This window comes from Synechococcus sp. TAK9802 (assembly GCF_014279535.1).
Lineage (GTDB): Bacteria > Cyanobacteriota > Cyanobacteriia > PCC-6307 > Cyanobiaceae > Parasynechococcus.
This window is the reverse complement of sequence record NZ_CP047937.1, coordinates 962396-976945: the sequence shown is the minus strand read 5'-3', so window position 1 is coordinate 976945 and position 14550 is coordinate 962396. Positions and strand designations below refer to the sequence as shown.

Annotated in this window: 21 protein-coding genes and 1 other RNA gene; 8 read left to right on the top strand and 14 right to left on the bottom strand. The window is 60.5% G+C overall.

Features of this window, described 5'->3' with window-relative positions:
* The first annotated feature begins 21 nt into the window (after positions 1-21).
* Genes pyk through ftsH form a run of 3 tightly spaced genes read left to right on the top strand, consistent with a single transcriptional unit; the run spans position 22 to position 4693 of the window.
* Entirely contained in the window at positions 22-1473 is a 1452-nt protein-coding gene (pyk, locus tag SynTAK9802_RS05735) for a pyruvate kinase (RefSeq protein WP_115009116.1), read from the top strand.
* 13 nt (positions 1474-1486) lie between these two features.
* Positions 1487-2716 (top strand): ABC transporter permease, encoded by a 1230-nt coding sequence (locus SynTAK9802_RS05730; protein ID WP_186497742.1) that lies wholly within the window; start codon positions 1487-1489, stop codon positions 2714-2716.
* 57 nt (positions 2717-2773) lie between these two features.
* Positions 2774-4693 carry an ATP-dependent zinc metalloprotease FtsH gene (gene ftsH, locus SynTAK9802_RS05725; protein ID WP_186497740.1) on the top strand — a complete coding sequence of 640 codons (1920 nt, stop codon included), beginning with the start codon at positions 2774-2776 and terminating at the stop codon, positions 4691-4693.
* 51 nt (positions 4694-4744) lie between these two features.
* Here ftsH and SynTAK9802_RS05720 read toward each other — a convergent pair whose 3' ends face one another.
* Complete coding sequence (locus SynTAK9802_RS05720) at positions 4745-4900, bottom strand: DUF2256 domain-containing protein (protein WP_114989259.1); 156 nt, start codon at positions 4898-4900, stop codon at positions 4745-4747.
* Positions 4897-5490 (bottom strand): ATP-dependent Clp endopeptidase proteolytic subunit ClpP, encoded by a 594-nt coding sequence (gene clpP / locus SynTAK9802_RS05715; RefSeq protein ID WP_114989260.1) that lies wholly within the window; start codon positions 5488-5490, stop codon positions 4897-4899. The genes SynTAK9802_RS05720 and clpP overlap by 4 nt, the downstream gene beginning before the upstream one ends.
* 81 nt (positions 5491-5571) lie before the next feature.
* Here clpP and psb29 point away from each other — a divergent pair, with 81 nt between their 5' ends.
* Complete coding sequence (gene psb29, locus SynTAK9802_RS05710) at positions 5572-6219, top strand: photosystem II biogenesis protein Psp29 (RefSeq protein ID WP_186497738.1); 648 nt, start codon at positions 5572-5574, stop codon at positions 6217-6219.
* On the opposite strand, the gene SynTAK9802_RS05705 is transcribed toward psb29, so the two are convergent.
* From SynTAK9802_RS05705 to petN, 5 genes are all read right to left on the bottom strand, one after another.
* Entirely contained in the window at positions 6201-6437 is a 237-nt protein-coding gene (locus tag SynTAK9802_RS05705; RefSeq protein ID WP_186497736.1) for a hypothetical protein, read from the bottom strand. The genes psb29 and SynTAK9802_RS05705 overlap by 19 nt on opposite strands.
* 27 nt (positions 6438-6464) lie before the next feature.
* Positions 6465-6935, bottom strand: coding sequence for a hypothetical protein (locus SynTAK9802_RS05700; protein WP_186497735.1), 471 nt, complete (start codon positions 6933-6935; stop codon positions 6465-6467).
* A gap of 354 nt (positions 6936-7289) precedes the next feature.
* The gene (locus tag SynTAK9802_RS05695) at positions 7290-7442 is read right to left on the bottom strand and encodes a hypothetical protein (RefSeq protein WP_186497734.1); all 153 of its coding nucleotides are present in this window, start codon (positions 7440-7442) and stop codon (positions 7290-7292) included.
* A 68-nt stretch (positions 7443-7510) separates the two neighbouring features.
* Positions 7511-7660, bottom strand: coding sequence for a hypothetical protein (locus tag SynTAK9802_RS05690; protein ID WP_186497733.1), 150 nt, complete (start codon positions 7658-7660; stop codon positions 7511-7513).
* Positions 7661-7668: 8 nt separating this feature from the next.
* Complete coding sequence (gene petN, locus SynTAK9802_RS05685; protein WP_011364412.1) at positions 7669-7770, bottom strand: cytochrome b6-f complex subunit PetN; 102 nt, start codon at positions 7768-7770, stop codon at positions 7669-7671.
* Positions 7771-7842: 72 nt separating this feature from the next.
* Between petN and clpS the strand changes: the two genes are divergently transcribed.
* The gene (gene clpS, locus SynTAK9802_RS05680) at positions 7843-8139 is read left to right on the top strand and encodes an ATP-dependent Clp protease adapter ClpS (RefSeq protein WP_115132689.1); all 297 of its coding nucleotides are present in this window, start codon (positions 7843-7845) and stop codon (positions 8137-8139) included.
* A 1-nt stretch (position 8140) separates the two neighbouring features.
* On the opposite strand, the gene SynTAK9802_RS05675 is transcribed toward clpS, so the two are convergent.
* Positions 8141-8368, bottom strand: a complete 228-nt coding sequence (locus SynTAK9802_RS05675) for a hypothetical protein (RefSeq protein WP_186497732.1) — start codon at positions 8366-8368, stop codon at positions 8141-8143.
* Between the two features lie 74 nt (positions 8369-8442).
* Here SynTAK9802_RS05675 and SynTAK9802_RS05670 point away from each other — a divergent pair, with 74 nt between their 5' ends.
* On the top strand, positions 8443-8718 hold the full coding sequence (locus SynTAK9802_RS05670; RefSeq protein WP_006851066.1) for a DUF2103 domain-containing protein: 276 nt from the start codon (positions 8443-8445) through the stop codon (positions 8716-8718).
* Here the strand turns inward: SynTAK9802_RS05670 and SynTAK9802_RS05665 are convergent.
* Positions 8706-8930 carry a hypothetical protein gene (locus SynTAK9802_RS05665; RefSeq protein ID WP_186497731.1) on the bottom strand — a complete coding sequence of 75 codons (225 nt, stop codon included), beginning with the start codon at positions 8928-8930 and terminating at the stop codon, positions 8706-8708. The two genes, SynTAK9802_RS05670 and SynTAK9802_RS05665, sit on opposite strands and share 13 nt — an antisense overlap.
* A gap of 184 nt (positions 8931-9114) precedes the next feature.
* Positions 9115-9267 (bottom strand): hypothetical protein, encoded by a 153-nt coding sequence (locus SynTAK9802_RS05660; RefSeq protein ID WP_186497729.1) that lies wholly within the window; start codon positions 9265-9267, stop codon positions 9115-9117.
* A 127-nt stretch (positions 9268-9394) separates the two neighbouring features.
* Between SynTAK9802_RS05660 and SynTAK9802_RS05655 the strand changes: the two genes are divergently transcribed.
* Positions 9395-9607 (top strand): hypothetical protein, encoded by a 213-nt coding sequence (locus tag SynTAK9802_RS05655; protein WP_186497727.1) that lies wholly within the window; start codon positions 9395-9397, stop codon positions 9605-9607.
* A gap of 331 nt (positions 9608-9938) precedes the next feature.
* Here SynTAK9802_RS05655 and ssrS read toward each other — a convergent pair.
* From ssrS to SynTAK9802_RS05640, 3 genes are all read right to left on the bottom strand, one after another.
* A non-coding RNA gene (gene ssrS, locus SynTAK9802_RS05650) (6S RNA) lies at positions 9939-10122 on the bottom strand.
* Positions 10123-10129: 7 nt separating this feature from the next.
* Entirely contained in the window at positions 10130-11290 is a 1161-nt protein-coding gene (locus SynTAK9802_RS05645; protein WP_186497725.1) for a 5-(carboxyamino)imidazole ribonucleotide synthase, read from the bottom strand.
* Positions 11291-11342: 52 nt separating this feature from the next.
* Positions 11343-12215 (bottom strand): carbohydrate ABC transporter permease, encoded by an 873-nt coding sequence (locus SynTAK9802_RS05640; protein WP_186498054.1) that lies wholly within the window; start codon positions 12213-12215, stop codon positions 11343-11345.
* Positions 12216-12276: 61 nt separating this feature from the next.
* Here SynTAK9802_RS05640 and aroB point away from each other — a divergent pair, with 61 nt between their 5' ends.
* Positions 12277-13392: a 3-dehydroquinate synthase gene (gene aroB / locus SynTAK9802_RS05635; protein WP_186497724.1), complete on the top strand. Its 1116-nt coding sequence runs from the start codon at positions 12277-12279 to the stop codon at positions 13390-13392.
* Here aroB and SynTAK9802_RS05630 read toward each other — a convergent pair.
* A complete protein-coding gene (locus SynTAK9802_RS05630; RefSeq protein ID WP_255487881.1) occupies positions 13364-14536 on the bottom strand; it encodes a class I SAM-dependent methyltransferase in 1173 nt (390 codons plus the stop codon). The two genes, aroB and SynTAK9802_RS05630, sit on opposite strands and share 29 nt — an antisense overlap.
* Positions 14537-14550: the final 14 nt, after the last annotated feature.

Sequence of the window (14550 nt, the reverse complement as noted above, 5' to 3'; positions counted from 1 at the left end):
GCGGGGATTTTCAGCCGCGATATGGGCCAGTTCGACCTGAACCGACGGACCAAGATCGTGGCCACCATCGGCCCTGCCACCGAGAGCCCGGAGCGGATCAAAGAGCTGGTGAAGGCTGGTGCCACCACCTTCAGGCTGAACTTTTCCCACGGGGACCACAGCGAACACGCCGCTCGCATCGCCACGATTCGTCAGGTGTCTGAGGAATTGGGGCAGACCATCGGCATCCTTCAGGACCTTCAGGGCCCGAAGATCCGGCTCGGGCGGTTCGCTGAGGGTCCGATCACCCTGGCCAACGGTGATCCGTTCACGCTCACCTCAAGGCCGGTGAGCTGCGACAAGACGATCGCAACGGTCACCTACGACAAGCTGGCGGACGAAGTCACCGCAGGAAGCCGGATCCTGCTGGACGACGGCCGCGTCGAGATGAAGGTCGACACCGTCGACAAAGCGCAGCAGACCCTGCATTGCACCGTCACCGTGGGCGGTGTTCTCTCCAACAACAAGGGCGTCAACTTCCCGGACGTTCAGTTGTCCGTTCGCGCCCTCACGGACAAGGACAAGACCGACTTGGCCTTCGGACTCAGCCAGGGGGTGGACTGGGTGGCCCTCAGCTTCGTGCGCAATCCCTCCGACATGGAGGAGATCCGCGGACTGATCCGCGAACAGGGCCACGAGACCCCTGTGGTGGCGAAGATCGAAAAGTTTGAGGCCATCGATCAGATCGATTCGATCCTGCCGCTCTGTGACGGCGTGATGGTGGCCCGCGGTGACCTTGGCGTGGAGATGCCGGCCGAGGAAGTGCCGTTGCTGCAGAAGGAACTTATCCGCAAGGCCAACAGCCTGGGCATCCCGATCATCACGGCCACCCAGATGCTGGATTCCATGGCCTCCAGCCCCCGGCCCACCAGAGCCGAAGTCAGCGACGTGGCCAACGCCATCCTGGATGGCACCGATGCCGTGATGCTCTCCAACGAGACCGCGGTGGGGGATTTCCCCGTGGAGGCCGTTCAAACCATGGCCACCATTGCTCGCAGGATCGAGAAGGACTATCCCCAACGCTCGATCGACAGCCACCTGCCCAGCACCATTCCCAACGCCTTGAGCGGTGCGGTCAGCACCATCGCCAGCCAGCTCAATGCCTCCGCGATTCTTCCCCTCACGCGAAGCGGGGCCACAGCTCGCAACGTGAGCAAGTTCCGGCCTGCGGCACCGATCCTTGCCATCACTCCTGATCGCACGGTTGCCTGTCGTTTGCAACTGGTTTGGGGCGTGACACCGCTGGTGATTCCCCAGGGCGAACGCACCACGCAGACCTTCCAGGCGGCGATGGTCAAAGCCAAGGAGCTCGATCTGCTGAAGGAGGGTGATCTCGTGGTGCAGTCCGCAGGTACCCACACCGGCGTTTCCGGATCCACAGATCTGGTCAAGGTGAGCATCGTTGGCAACGAAGCTGAAGCGACACTGATCTGAGCGACGCCACACCATGAACCGGCGCATGCCCGCAACGGAAACGGTGCGGATGGCCCTGTCCACCCTGCGCAGCAACCGCCTGCGCAGCCTGCTCACGATGGTGGGCATCGTGATCGGCAACGCCTCGGTGATCACCCTTGTTGGGGTTGGACGGGGAGCGCAATTGCTGGCTGAAGGCCAGTTGAACAACCTCGGCGCCAATGTGTTGTTTGTGGTTCCGGGCAACACAAACGCCAGACGCCAAGGGGTCACGCGACCGAAAACGCTCGTACTGGAGGATGCTGAAGCCATCGCCACCCAGGTTCCCAGCGTCAAGCGCGTGGCGCCCGTGATCAACACCAATCAGGTGGTACAGGCCGGAGCCCGCAGCTCCACGGGTGCGGTCTTCGGCGCGACATCGGAGTTCCCCCCTGTGCGCGGATTCGAAGTGGCCAAGGGCCGTTTCATCAACGCCAAGGACGTGGCCGGTGCGAAAGCCATCGCCGTGCTCGGCTCGGATCTGCGCACCAAGTTGTTTCCCACTGGCTCAGCGATTGGCCAGCAGGTGCGCATCGGCAATCAAAGCTTTGAGGTGGTCGGTGTGATGGCCCCCAAGGGGGCCGTGTTCGGCAGCAACCAGGACGAAAACACCTACATCCCCATCACCACGATGGTGAACCGGATCACCGGTCGGGATCCGATTTATGGCGTCAGCCTCAACTCCATCAGTGTTGAAGCCAGGGATGAAAACAGCATCAACGCAGCCAGCTTTCAGATCAACAACCTGCTGAGGCAGCGGCACCGGATTCTCCGGGACGACGATTTCGTGGTGCGATCGCAGAAGGACGCTCTCACCATCGTGGGCACCATCACCGGAGGACTCACCCTGATGCTTGGGGCCATTGGTGGGATCTCCCTGCTGGTGGGAGGCATCGGGATCATGAACATCATGTTGGTGTCCGTCAGCGAACGCACCGAGGAGATCGGTCTGCGCAAAGCCCTGGGGGCCCGCAGCGGTGATGTTCTGCAGCAGTTTCTGGTGGAATCCCTGGTGCTTGCCAGCCTTGGCGGCGCCATCGGCACGCTGGCGGGTCTTGGAACAGTGAGCCTCGTGGCGGCGGTCACGCCCCTGCCAGCGACGATCGGCGCAACGATGGTGGTGGTCACCGTTGGACTCTCAGGATCCATCGGGCTGTTCTTCGGAGTTGTTCCCGCCCGACGCGCCGCAAAGCTCGACCCGATTGTTGCCCTTAGAAGCCTTTGAACAGGCCTCAGAAATCGGTCCAACTCCTTTACACTCGTTAACGAATTCCTTCAGCTCATGAATCAGCGCTGGCGCCTTCTTGCCCTCTGGCTTTTGCCAATCGGCGTCGTGTTGCTGATCGGCTGGCAGGTGGTGAGCAACGGAGGCATCAACGGCCTCAGCCAGGACAGCAATGGCACCACCGTCGCTCCCCGCAATGCTGCGGTGGCAAGAATGAGCTACGGCCGCTTCCTCGATTACGTCGAGGCCGGTCGCGTTACAGCCGTTGATATTTACGACGGTGGCCGCAACGCTGTGATCGAAGCCGTCGATCCCGACCTCGACAACCGCGTTCAACGCCTGCGCGTTGACCTTCCTGGTCTGGCTCCTGAGCTAATCAACACGCTGAAGACCGAAGGCATCAGCTTTGATATTCATCCGCCCCGCACAGCACCTCCGGCCCTCGGCGTGCTGGGCAATCTGGCCTTCCCGCTGCTGCTGATCGGTGCCCTGATCTTCCTGGCCCGCCGCAACAGCAACATGCCTGGCGGCCCTGGCCAGGCCATGCAGTTCGGCAAGAGCAAAGCCCGCTTCATGATGGAAGCGGAGACCGGCGTCATGTTTGATGACGTGGCCGGCGTCACCGAGGCCAAGCAGGAACTCCAGGAAGTGGTCACCTTCCTGAAACAGCCCGAGCGATTCACCTCCGTTGGTGCTCAGATTCCCCGCGGCCTTCTGCTGGTCGGCCCTCCCGGCACCGGCAAAACCCTTCTGGCCAAGGCCATTGCCGGTGAAGCGGGCGTCCCCTTCTTCTCCCTTTCTGGTTCTGAGTTCGTTGAGATGTTCGTTGGCGTGGGTGCCAGCCGCGTCCGCGATCTGTTCAAGAAGGCCAAGGAAAACAGCCCCTGCTTGATCTTCATCGACGAAATTGATGCCGTCGGCCGCCAGCGCGGTGCCGGCATCGGTGGAGGCAACGACGAACGCGAACAGACGCTCAACCAGCTCCTGACGGAGATGGATGGCTTCGAAGGCAACAGCGGCATCATCATCATTGCCGCCACCAACCGCCCCGACGTTCTGGACTCAGCTCTGATGCGTCCCGGCCGTTTTGACCGTCAGGTCACCGTGGACGCCCCCGACATCAAGGGTCGCCTGGCCATCCTCGATGTGCACTGCCGCAACAAGAAGCTCGAAGAGGAGCTGTCCCTCGAAAGCATCGCCCGCCGCACCCCTGGTTTCACCGGTGCGGACCTGGCCAACCTGATGAACGAGGCGGCCATCCTCACCGCCCGCCGCCGCAAGGAAGCCATCGGCTTGAGCGAGATCGACGACGCTGTGGATCGGATCATCGCCGGCATGGAGGGTCGTCCCCTCACCGACGGTCGCAGCAAGCGTCTGATCGCTTATCACGAAGTCGGTCATGCCCTGATCGGCACATTGGTCAAAGACCACGACCCTGTTCAGAAGGTCACCTTGATTCCCCGTGGCCAGGCCCAAGGCCTGACCTGGTTCTCCCCGGATGAGGAGCAAACCCTGGTCACCCGTGCCCAGCTCAAGGCACGCATCATGGGAGCCCTGGGTGGTCGTGCCGCAGAGGACGTGGTGTTCGGACACCAGGAAGTCACCACCGGAGCCGGTGGCGACATCCAACAGGTGGCGTCGATGGCCCGCAACATGGTGACCCGACTCGGCATGAGTGATCTCGGCCCTGTAGCCCTCGAGGGCGGCAGTCAGGAAGTGTTCCTGGGGCGCGACCTGATGTCGCGCAGTGACGTGTCGGAATCGATCTCCCAACAGATCGATGTTCAAGTGCGCAACATGGTGAAGCGCTGTTATGACGAGACCGTGGAGATCGTGGCTGCCAACCGCGAAGCCATGGATCGCCTGGTGGAACTGCTGATCGAAAAGGAAACCATGGATGGTGATGAGTTCAAGGCTGTTCTGGCCGAATTCACCGCTGTTCCTGAGAAAGACCGCACTGTCGTCACCCTCGACTGATTCTGGGTCCAGCAATAAAAAGCCCCCGCCTTGTTGAAACGGGGGCCTTTTTTATGGATTGGATTTGTTCTTGCGTCGTCGACAACGCTCGGAGCAGTACACAACCTCATCCCAGCAATTTCTCCAGGCTTTGCGCCACTCAAAGGGGCGCTCGCAGACCGGACAGATCTTGCTGGGACGGTTGTTTTTAGAACTTCCCTTCTTCAAGCAACAGCCTGAACGGGACGCTTGTCGATCACCGAATCAATCAAGCCGTAGTTCACCGCTTCGGTGGGTGACATGAAAAAGTCACGGTCGGTGTCCTGCTGGATCCGATCAAGGGGTTGGCCGGTGCGATCGGACAGTTCCTTGTTGAGGCGATCCTTGAGGAAAAGGATTTCGTCCGCCTGAATGCGTATGTCGCTGGCTTGGCCCTGGGCACCACCCAAGGGCTGGTGAATCATGATCCGGGAGTGCTGCAGGCTGCTGCGCTTGCCCTTGGTGCCGGCACAGAGCAGGAAAGCTCCCATGCTTGCGGCAAGGCCGACACACACCGTGTGCACATCCGGTTTGATGTGCTGCATCGTGTCGAAGATGCCGAGGCCGTCGTAAACCGAACCGCCGGGAGAGTTGATGTAGAGGTAAATATCTTTCTCGGGATCCTCAGCTTCGAGGAACAACATCTGGGCCACGATCCGGTTGGCGGAGTCACTGGTGACAGCCTCACCAAGGAAGATGATTCGCTCGCGCAGAAGCCGGGAATAAATGTCAAAGGCCCTTTCTCCCCGGCCGGACTCCTCAATCACAATGGGGATCATCTGAGCATCAGCAGGGTCGCGCAATCCTAACGGCGATGTCTGCGGCGCTAGGGTTTCGGCCATTCATTCCTGGACTGCACGTTGGCCGCAAGTCAGACCATCGCCGACAGCAAACGCGCGTTTCATCAGGCCTTTCCCCACGTCATTGCGCCGCTGTACCGCCGCCTTGCTGATGAGCTGCTGGTGGAGCTGCATCTGCTGAGCCATCAAAGTCGGTTTGAAGCCAACGGGCTGTTCAGCGTTGGGCTCTGCACGGTGTTCGACACCTTCACCAAGGGCTACCGGCCTGAAGCGCAGACCGAGGCACTGTTCAGTGCCCTGTGCAGCAGCAATGGCTTCGACGCAGCGAAGCTGCGCAAAACCAACGCGTCGCTGGTGGACCAGGCCAAAGGGAAGGATCTCGAAAGCCTCAAGAGCTTGCTGTCATCCCAGAGCCTCAACGAGGGCAGCCACTACTCGCGTTTGATGGCCGTTGGACTGATGAGCCTGCTCAAGGCGGCTGCAACGGATGCCACCGGTACGGACACCGAGGCCATCGTCAAACAGAGCAAGGAACTTGCTGAGGGCCTTGGTTTGGCCACCGATCGCGTTGAGAAAGATCTGACGCTTTTTGGCTCCAACAGTGAACGGATGGATCAGGCCGTTGAACTGGTGGAAGAAACGATCGCTGCCGAGAAGCGCAAGAAGGAACGTCGCTTGGAAGAGCAGGCTCAACGCACGTCCAGCTGAAGCCGAAGCCATCCGGGCTGTTGCTGCTTCGGCAGTGCCGTCATCTCAAGCTCCAGTTGAGGTGCCTTGCCAACCACCCGCGGCCAGCCCGGTGCGAGCCAACCCAACCGAGCCAATTGATCCGGTCGTGCGCGAAGGCGAAGCTGCTGTTGGCCCATCCGTTTCAGTGGATTGCTGCGGAGGTTCGGGGCATCCCCCAGGGCCAGTAGCAACTCCACCTGACCTCGGAGTGCAGGACCCAGTGATCATCCACCTTGCGGATGACCATGGGGATCCAACCAAACAATGGACACATGGTTTGAGGGCCGACCATCGGGAGACAACAGGGGACGTTCAACCCGTTGAAACCCGCGCTTCAACAAGACGGTGGCAACGGCATCAAGACTTCTCTTGGTCATGTCGATTTCACCAGCAGCCAGCATCAACCTGACTTGAATCGCAGCCTGGAAACGACCACCCTCCAGCGCATCCAGCCGCACAAGAACAGGTGCGTTGAGCAGAACGTCGCGCAACTGCTTCGGCAATCCGTAGCGGCTGTCGAGATGATGCCCGAACAGTGAATTGTTGAACAAGGATCCCAGCAGCGGCTGCAGGGAAAGGCTGTTGAGCTCCAGGAAGGCCGACGGCGGATCAAAGCGAACGAAATTGGTTTGGTGTTCCGGGTGGTGAACCTGCAGGGCCGCGAAAGGGCTGGAGGCCACAGGCCCTTCAGCCATCAGACGATCGCCCCGGAGCCCAACACGCAGACAGCCATGCGACACGCTCGCCAAGGCGGGAAAAAGGGAACCGCTGATCGAAGCCAAGCCTGAGGGTTGCCACTGAACGGCCGATCCACTGGTCAGCAGCCGCAAGCAGCGCTGTTCCAGAGCCGAGGGCTCCCGTCGTTTCAGCGACGGAAGTTGATCAAAACTGCTGCGGTGCAGTTCATCAGCGAACAGCAGATCCAGAGCAGACGAATGCGGTGCGGACGGAAGAGCCAGAAGGGGTTCACCGTCGTCCAGCCAGATCAGCCACCAGGTGCCGCGACCATGACGGGCCCAGCGATCAGGAGCTTCCGAAGAACCAAGCCGCTACTGCCAGAGCTTCGGCACCGGTGCAGCGGGGTCCGCCTCAAAACTCTGAACCAACCGTGCCCGCCGACTGTTCTCAAACAGCTCTGCTGTTCCACGGCGATTCAGGGAAGGCGTCTTCAGGCTGGAGGTGCCCAGCAGCAGGACGGGCAAAAAAAAGCACAACCCCAGGAGAAGAGCTGTGCAGGGATGAAATCCAAGTTGACGTCGGACGGACGCAATCAGGACGACGACTTGGTTGAACCTTGACGGCGCCGACGGTCTCTCCATTCGATCGTTGAGAGATAGATCACGGCAACGCTGACGAAGACAAGAAGCACAGCTGCCGTGACCGCCAGGGACTGGCTGAGAAGTGGTGCGTCTTGAAGCACAGATTCGATCAGAAGTTCAGGGTGCCGTCACCATTGCGTCCCCAGACGACCATGGCGATGGAGAAACTGAACATGGCGGCCAAGGACGCCCAACCCAGAGTGAACAACATGCGCTTGACCACTTGACTGTCGGGATCCTACCTAGGGTTCGGAACCTTTTCGTCCGCCCGAAGGCATCTGTCATGACCAGCTCCAGCCCAGGTTCATCAGCAGTGCTGGAGCGTCAGGGAACAACACAGCGCTACCCCCAGGCTCGCGTGATCGTTCTGGACGACGATGTGAACACCTTCCAGCACGTGGTGGATTGCCTGCGCAAGATCATTCCCGGCATGAGTGAGGACAAGGCATGGAACCTCGCCAACAGGATTGATGGGCAGGGTGCGGCTGAAGTTTGGTGCGGTCCCCTGGAGCAGGCCGAGCTGTACCACCAGCAGCTTCAGGCCGAGGGCTTAACGATGGCCCCTCTGGAACGCTGCTGAGTCAGGCCGCCGGCTTACGGCTGGCTTTGGTGAGGCGCAGCAGATCAGCCACCTGCAAACGCTGCAGCTGCTCGTCCATCACGAAACGCACCACCCGGCCAGGGCACAAAGCCAGGCCCCGAACCTCCGTTCCGTGCACCTCAGCGGTGAGCATGCGGGCCTGAGGGCCGCAGGCATCGTGCAGCGGACCGCTGATCACGTGGCGGAGAGCATCTACTGATTTCAGCATCACAGCCCCGGAGCGCTCTCTCTGGCATAGCCAAAGTGGTTAACTTTCACCAGTTCTCGGGTTTTCATTCAGCTTTGGGCCGGGTCGTCATCACCCACAGCACCTATGTGGACGGCTTGATCCCATGGCTGAAGGCCCTGTCCCACGAGACGGAGATCCAGACGATCACCCCTGCCGTGATCAGCCGGGTGCGTGGCCGCAGTCCTGAACTGCAGCTGAGAGTGTCCACCCCGATCACAGGGGGATACAAGCTGGTGGCCCGCAAGGGGACATCCGCCCAGGAAGTCTTTGTGGTGACCTCGATGAGTCGGCCAGACCTGGAACAGGCCGTCCTGCATCACCGCCCCTGAAGGCGATTGCCTGACTCAAATCCAGCAGCACGACAGGCCTGAGGATGACCATCGGCAACGCTGGGGTCTCGGGCACAGAGTTCAGCCCAATCGGATCGGCGGAAACATTGGGAAAGGATGGCCCGGCATGCGACTTCTGCGTCATCCGGCAAAAAGGTGACAGCGTCAGCCGCGGGGCTGCCGAAACAACCCACAAGCAGTGCGCTTGCCACCAGGCCGAAAACAGATGAAAAGAAAGAAACCAGCACGGAATGATGAACAATGAAGCGATGCGGAAAAGTGATTCTCAACAACACCGACAGCCAACCAACTCAATGGAAGAACGAAGTGGGTTCCCTTAATCCATGCACAGTGGCATCAAGAAGTGGTTTCAACAAGTAACATCAACCAGCGGCATCAATCCTTGGAGTCAGATGCAGGAATCTTGAATTCCATGAACAGCGCCTCCGCACCAGCATAATTTTTCTTTTCGCGCAAATAAAAGACCTGAGCTTTCCACCAATCCCAGGTTTCCATTTGGATCAGTTCGTCCAGGCGTGGATCACGCATCTCAGCACTGCAACCAAACAAACGCTAAGGACAGGAAAAGCGCTGACAAGCTTTGTTCACACAGCCGTAAGCATCATCGACTACACAACAGCACAGGGGTAGCCTTGAGGGCTGCAGCGATCGATCCATGGCCCTCGAAATTGCCGTCAAACAAGGGCAACAAACGATGGAGAGCATGGGCAGTTTCGACGACCTCGAAGACGCTTTGACCGAATTCAACGAATTGATCAACCGTCGAAACTGGCATCAGAGCGTGACCACCATCTTGCTGACCGACACCGATAAAAACAAATGCCTCGCCCAATACGCGCTCCAGGAGTTCAACCACTCCGAAAACTAGCTCCACCAAAAATCTCCACTCCAACCCAGACGAACGTATCTAGAGTGTAATAAGAGCGAAAAATTTCAGCATGAATGGGAAACTACTAGTAATCGGCATCGGCTCATTCTTCCTTCTGTTTTTTGTGGTCGAGTCTTGGCTGATGAGGGGCCTGCCCCATTAACAAAGCTGAAATGTTTTAAAGCAGAACCTAGATAGAAGACAAAAAAGTCATCTGGTAAACCAAGTCCAAAAAACAAACTTTCAGAATATTGAGGCAGAAACTTGGAGATATTGATTGTGTGATGGCTTGGCGACGTCCAAGGCACCCACCACATTGATCAAGCGAAGGGGGTGAACCGCCATGCCGTGCGAGCCCCAGTGGTCGACCTGGAAGAACCAGAAGGGGCGACAAAGTGGGGTTTCGTTTCCGGCTGCATGGCCGGTTTACGTCACCGTCACGACAGTCTCCCCAAGTCGAAAGAGAGTCAGATCAGAGCACTAGAAAAAGGCCGTCACCAACACAGCAGTTCGCTTCCAACCCTAGTCCTGACTCTCGCTCTCGAGGGGCCAGATCCGGTGAATGGCGGCAAGTGCTGACTCAGCCTCATCGCGCCGCTTGAGGAGCGTGTCACCCTCAAGCAGAAGCGTCACGTGCCCCAACTTGCGGCCCGGTGTTTCCGGTGACTTGCAGTACCAGTGCAGGTGAAGCCCCGGCATGGCCTCCAGGGCCTCAAGCCGCTGATCCAAAGGAGGGTGACGCTCGGGGTCGAGGCCGAGCAGGTTGACCATCAAGGCACCACGGCTTTTGAGCTCGGGATCGGGCACGGGAAGACCAGCCGCGATGCAGAGCTGCTGATCGAACTGACTGCTGGTGCAGGCCTCGATCGAGAAATGCCCGGAATTGTGGGTGCGTGGGGCAATTTCATTCACCTGCAGGCCCGCGGGCCCATAGAAAAACTCCAGAGCCAGCACCCCCACATAGCCGAGCTTCGTTATCAGAGAGGCCGCCACGTTGTAAGCCAGCGCAGCCACCGAAGGATCCACGGGAGCAGGGGCCAGAACCCAGTCACAGACTTGTTGATGTTGGTGGGTTTGCACCAGCGGAAAATGACGGATCCGGCCGCGCTGATCGCGGCTGACCACGAGAGCCAACTCCAGCTCGTAGTCCACCCAGGATTCCAACAGCCAGTCGTCGGCAGGGACCGCCCGCAACAACTGCGCCAGGCCATCGATGTCGCGCAACACCACCGTGCCCTTGCCGTCGTAACCACCACGGGATGCCTTGGCCATCACCGGAAAGGTCCAGTCCTGAGGAAGCGCGGGCTGGGCCGGTGAAATCAAACTGAGCGGACACCAGGGCGGGCTCGGGATCGCCAGATCGTCGAGCAGCTGGCGCTGGGACAACTTGTCGACCAGGGGCGAAAGCGCAGCCAGCGATGGCTGGAAACGAACCCCCTGCTGCTCCAGCGGCAGAAGGGCATCGATATTGACCCACTCATTCTCGAAGGTGATGCCGTCACAACCCACCACCAGCTCCCGGGTTCCTGCCACATCCCGGGGATTCGCTGCCACGAGACGCGAGGCCAAACCAGCCGCGGGATCAGCTGCATCGGACGTTTGAACAGCGATGGGAACATCGCGTTGCGCGGCGGCCTGCACAAGCATCCGTGCCAGCTGACCACCTCCAACAACGCCGATCATCGTGTCCGAGCTGATGTCCGCAGCTTGCCAGTTTGCAGGGTCGCTGACAGCGTCAGATCAGGGGGCGATCGCCGGCAAAGGCCAACCGGATCATGGTGAACAGCAACACCAACAGGAACAGCGCCAGGCCCAGGGTGCAGGCGTAGCTGATCTCCAATTCGGCAAAGGCCTGGTCGTACACGTAATAAACGATGGTTCGGGTGGCATCCGCAGGACCTCCCTGGGTCATCAGGAACACTTCCTCGAACACCTTCGTGGCCGCGATCGACGACACCACAGCGACCAAGGTCACGTAGGGACTCATCAAGGGCAGGGTGATGTCGAGATGCTTTCTCCAGCCCTCGCTGCCATCCAGCTCCGCAGCCTCATAGAGCTCCTGGGGAATGCCCTGCAGACCCGCCAGAAAAATCACCATGTAATAGCCAAGCCCCTTCCAGAGGGTCACCAACATCACGGCGGGCAGGGCCAGCTGCGGCGTGGTGAGAAAACCAATCGGGCTGAAGGCATCACCGAGCAGGGCACTCAACCATCCATTGATCAGTCCGTTCTCGGCATAGAGCCAGCGAAAGGCGATGGCTGCAACAACGATCGACACCAGCACCGGGGTGTAAAAGGCGCCCCGCAGAAAAGACCGACCGGGCAGCCCCTGGTTCACCAGCACCGCCAGCGCCAGCGCCCCCAAAACGATGGGAGGCACCACACCAACCAGATAAAGGAAGGTGGTGACCAGCACCTGCTGCGCCATCGGATCCGACAGCAGGCGCTCCAGGTTGGCCAAACCAACAAAACGCAGGGGTTCACTGACATCCAGCCCCGTGGCGGTGAAACTCATCACCAGAGCCATCAGGGCCGGCACCAGCACCGACAAACTGATCAGCACCACAGCCGGCAACAGGAACGCCCAGGCCGAAAGGGAGTTGCGCACTGATCTTTCGCGCACAGGACCAGCGACACTGTTGAGAGAGTAGGTGGGTTCCAACGGTTTCATGACCACAATCACCCCGTTGCATCACATCCGCGTTGCGCTGGAGCGCAACCCCTACGACGTGGTGATTGGAGACGGCGGCCTGGCCAGGCTTGGTCAGCAGATGCTGGACGCTGGAGTGCAGGCGGGTCGGCGTGTGCTGGTGGTCAGCAATCCGGATGTGGCCAGCCCCTATGGCGACGCCTGCCTGAACAGCCTCAGAGCGGCAGGTTTCAGCGTGGAGTTGTTGGTGATTGACGCCGGCGAAACCCAGAAGACACCCGCCACAGTGGCGGAGATCCACGATGCGGCTTACAACGCCAAGCTCGAACGCAGCTCCTTGATGGTGGCCCTCGGCGGCGGCGTTGTGGGAGACATGACCGGCTTTGCGGCAGCCACCTGGCTGCGGGGCATCCAGGTGGTGCAGGTGCCCACAACCCTGCTGGCCATGGTGGACGCGTCGATCGGTGGCAAGACCGGGGTCAACCATCCCCGCGGCAAAAACCTGATCGGCGCCTTTCACCAGCCGCGGCTGGTGTTGATCGATCCCTCCACCCTGAACACCCTGCCCGAACGCGAGTTCCGAGCCGGCATGGCTGAGGTGATCAAATACGGAATCCTCGGTGACACGGCGCTGTTCGAGGAACTGGAGGCCTGCCCCGACCCGAGCACGCCCGCTGGGCTTGGATCGGAACGCCTGAGCTCGATCCTGCAGCGATCGGCCGCGGCCAAGGCCCGGGTGGTGGCCGCCGATGAAAAGGAGGGTGGATTACGCGCGATCCTCAATTACGGGCATACCTTCGGCCATGTGGTGGAGACCCTCTGCGGCTATGGCACCTGGCTGCATGGCGAGGCGGTTGCCATTGGCATGGTGGCCGTGGGTGAACTTGGCGTGCTGCGGGGCAGCTGGAGTCGCGAGGATGCTGAGCGCCAACGTCGACTGATCGACAGCGCCGGACTGCCCACCGCCTGGCCCGATCTCGCCGCCGATGCGGTTCTGGACAGCTTGCAGGGGGACAAAAAGGTGCGCGACGGTCGCCTGCGCTTCGTGATGCCCACCAGCATCGGAACCGTTGAGATTCGCGATGACGTCAGTCGGGACGAGATCCTCAGCTGCCTTGAGCGCCTGAAAGGCTGAAGCCATCTTCCGGCAACCCGCGCCGGTAGGTGAGCCAGCGGAACGCACCGAGCCCCGCGGGGTCCACCAGGCGAAGCAGGGCTTCACGCCGTTGCAGGGCTTCCGCCAGCTGTTGGCCCGGTAGCTGCTGCAGCCCATGCAGACGCTCTGCAAGCCCCAAGGCCAGCAGGGCCTCGCCCTGCTTCGCCTGATCACCCACCATCCAGCCGTTGCGCTGAGCCGCCTCATCCACAAGCTCAATACAGAGGTGGGCCGTAAGGTCCTGCTCGCCGGGCTGATCCAAGGGCGACAGGCCCGCCTGCTGAGCACAGACAGCCATCAAGGTGCCGTCGGAGCGCCGAGCTGTGAAATAACGCTGGGCCTCCAGGGCGTAATCAATCACCAGCAGCACGCCCGCATCCACGGCGGCCGCAGCAGCAGCAAACCAGTCGGGCAGTGCACTGTTCCACTCCGTGGTCCACCCCTCTTCGGCATCGGGTGGCGGCAACTGAATGCCGCCTTGGCTGCACACACGCCTGATCTCCTGGTGCAAACCATCGGAAAGAGGACGATGCGTTGTTCGCAGGCCACCGTTTTGGTTGAGCTCCACCCATTGCTGCTGGAGGGATCCCTGCCGCCAGATCAAGCGCTCCACCGGGAGGGCATCCAGCAACTCATGGGCAATCACAACCCCATGAACCGGAGCGCTGCCCAACGCGTCCAGGGAACACCAGCGCAGCGGCAGATCATCCGCCTCCTGCAGCAGAGCCTGTTGCCGCCGCCGCATGCCGGGATTGGCCTCCACCAACACCAATTCGAGCCGAGCCAACAGCTCTGGATCAGCACCACGCAACGCAGCAACGAGATCCCGGGCCAGATGGCCCTCGCCAGGGCCGATTTCCACGATCGACAGACGTTGATCCGGATCACTTCGGGACATCGACGTCAGCCAGGCCAGGATCTGAGGAGCCAGAAGGGCTGCGAAATCACTGCCCAGCGAGGGGGAGGTGACGAAATCACCCTGGGCTCCGATGCGTGCGCGGCCTGAGCCGTAATACCCGTGCTCCGGCTCATTCAGAGCCAGATCCATGAACCGGGAAAACGGAACGGCACCCCCCGCCTGATGCAGATGCGTTGCCAACCAGTCGGGACAGGACGCAGCCATCGGTTCCATTGGAG

What these genes read in the sequence shown, in the direction of transcription:
- SynTAK9802_RS05730 (WP_186497742.1), top strand. Translation starts at nt 1,487, where the DNA reads ATGAACCGGCGCATGCCCGCAACGGAAACGGTGCGGATGGCCCTGTCC.
- SynTAK9802_RS05675 (WP_186497732.1), bottom strand. Translation starts at nt 8,368, where the DNA reads ATGCTGAAATCAGTAGATGCTCTCCGCCACGTGATCAGCGGTCCGCTG.
- ftsH (WP_186497740.1), top strand. Translation starts at nt 2,774, where the DNA reads ATGAATCAGCGCTGGCGCCTTCTTGCCCTCTGGCTTTTGCCAATCGGC.
- SynTAK9802_RS05655 (WP_186497727.1), top strand. Translation starts at nt 9,395, where the DNA reads ATGGCCCTCGAAATTGCCGTCAAACAAGGGCAACAAACGATGGAGAGC.
- SynTAK9802_RS05630 (WP_255487881.1), bottom strand. Translation starts at nt 14,536, where the DNA reads ATGGCTGCGTCCTGTCCCGACTGGTTGGCAACGCATCTGCATCAGGCG.
- pyk (WP_115009116.1), top strand. Translation starts at nt 22, where the DNA reads ATGGGCCAGTTCGACCTGAACCGACGGACCAAGATCGTGGCCACCATC.
- petN (WP_011364412.1), bottom strand. Translation starts at nt 7,770, where the DNA reads ATGTTGTTCACTCTGGGTTGGGCGTCCTTGGCCGCCATGTTCAGTTTC.
- aroB (WP_186497724.1), top strand. Translation starts at nt 12,277, where the DNA reads ATGACCACAATCACCCCGTTGCATCACATCCGCGTTGCGCTGGAGCGC.
- SynTAK9802_RS05700 (WP_186497735.1), bottom strand. Translation starts at nt 6,935, where the DNA reads ATGGCTGAAGGGCCTGTGGCCTCCAGCCCTTTCGCGGCCCTGCAGGTT.
- clpS (WP_115132689.1), top strand. Translation starts at nt 7,843, where the DNA reads ATGACCAGCTCCAGCCCAGGTTCATCAGCAGTGCTGGAGCGTCAGGGA.
- SynTAK9802_RS05645 (WP_186497725.1), bottom strand. Translation starts at nt 11,290, where the DNA reads ATGATCGGCGTTGTTGGAGGTGGTCAGCTGGCACGGATGCTTGTGCAG.
- clpP (WP_114989260.1), bottom strand. Translation starts at nt 5,490, where the DNA reads ATGATCCCCATTGTGATTGAGGAGTCCGGCCGGGGAGAAAGGGCCTTT.
- SynTAK9802_RS05660 (WP_186497729.1), bottom strand. Translation starts at nt 9,267, where the DNA reads ATGCGTGATCCACGCCTGGACGAACTGATCCAAATGGAAACCTGGGAT.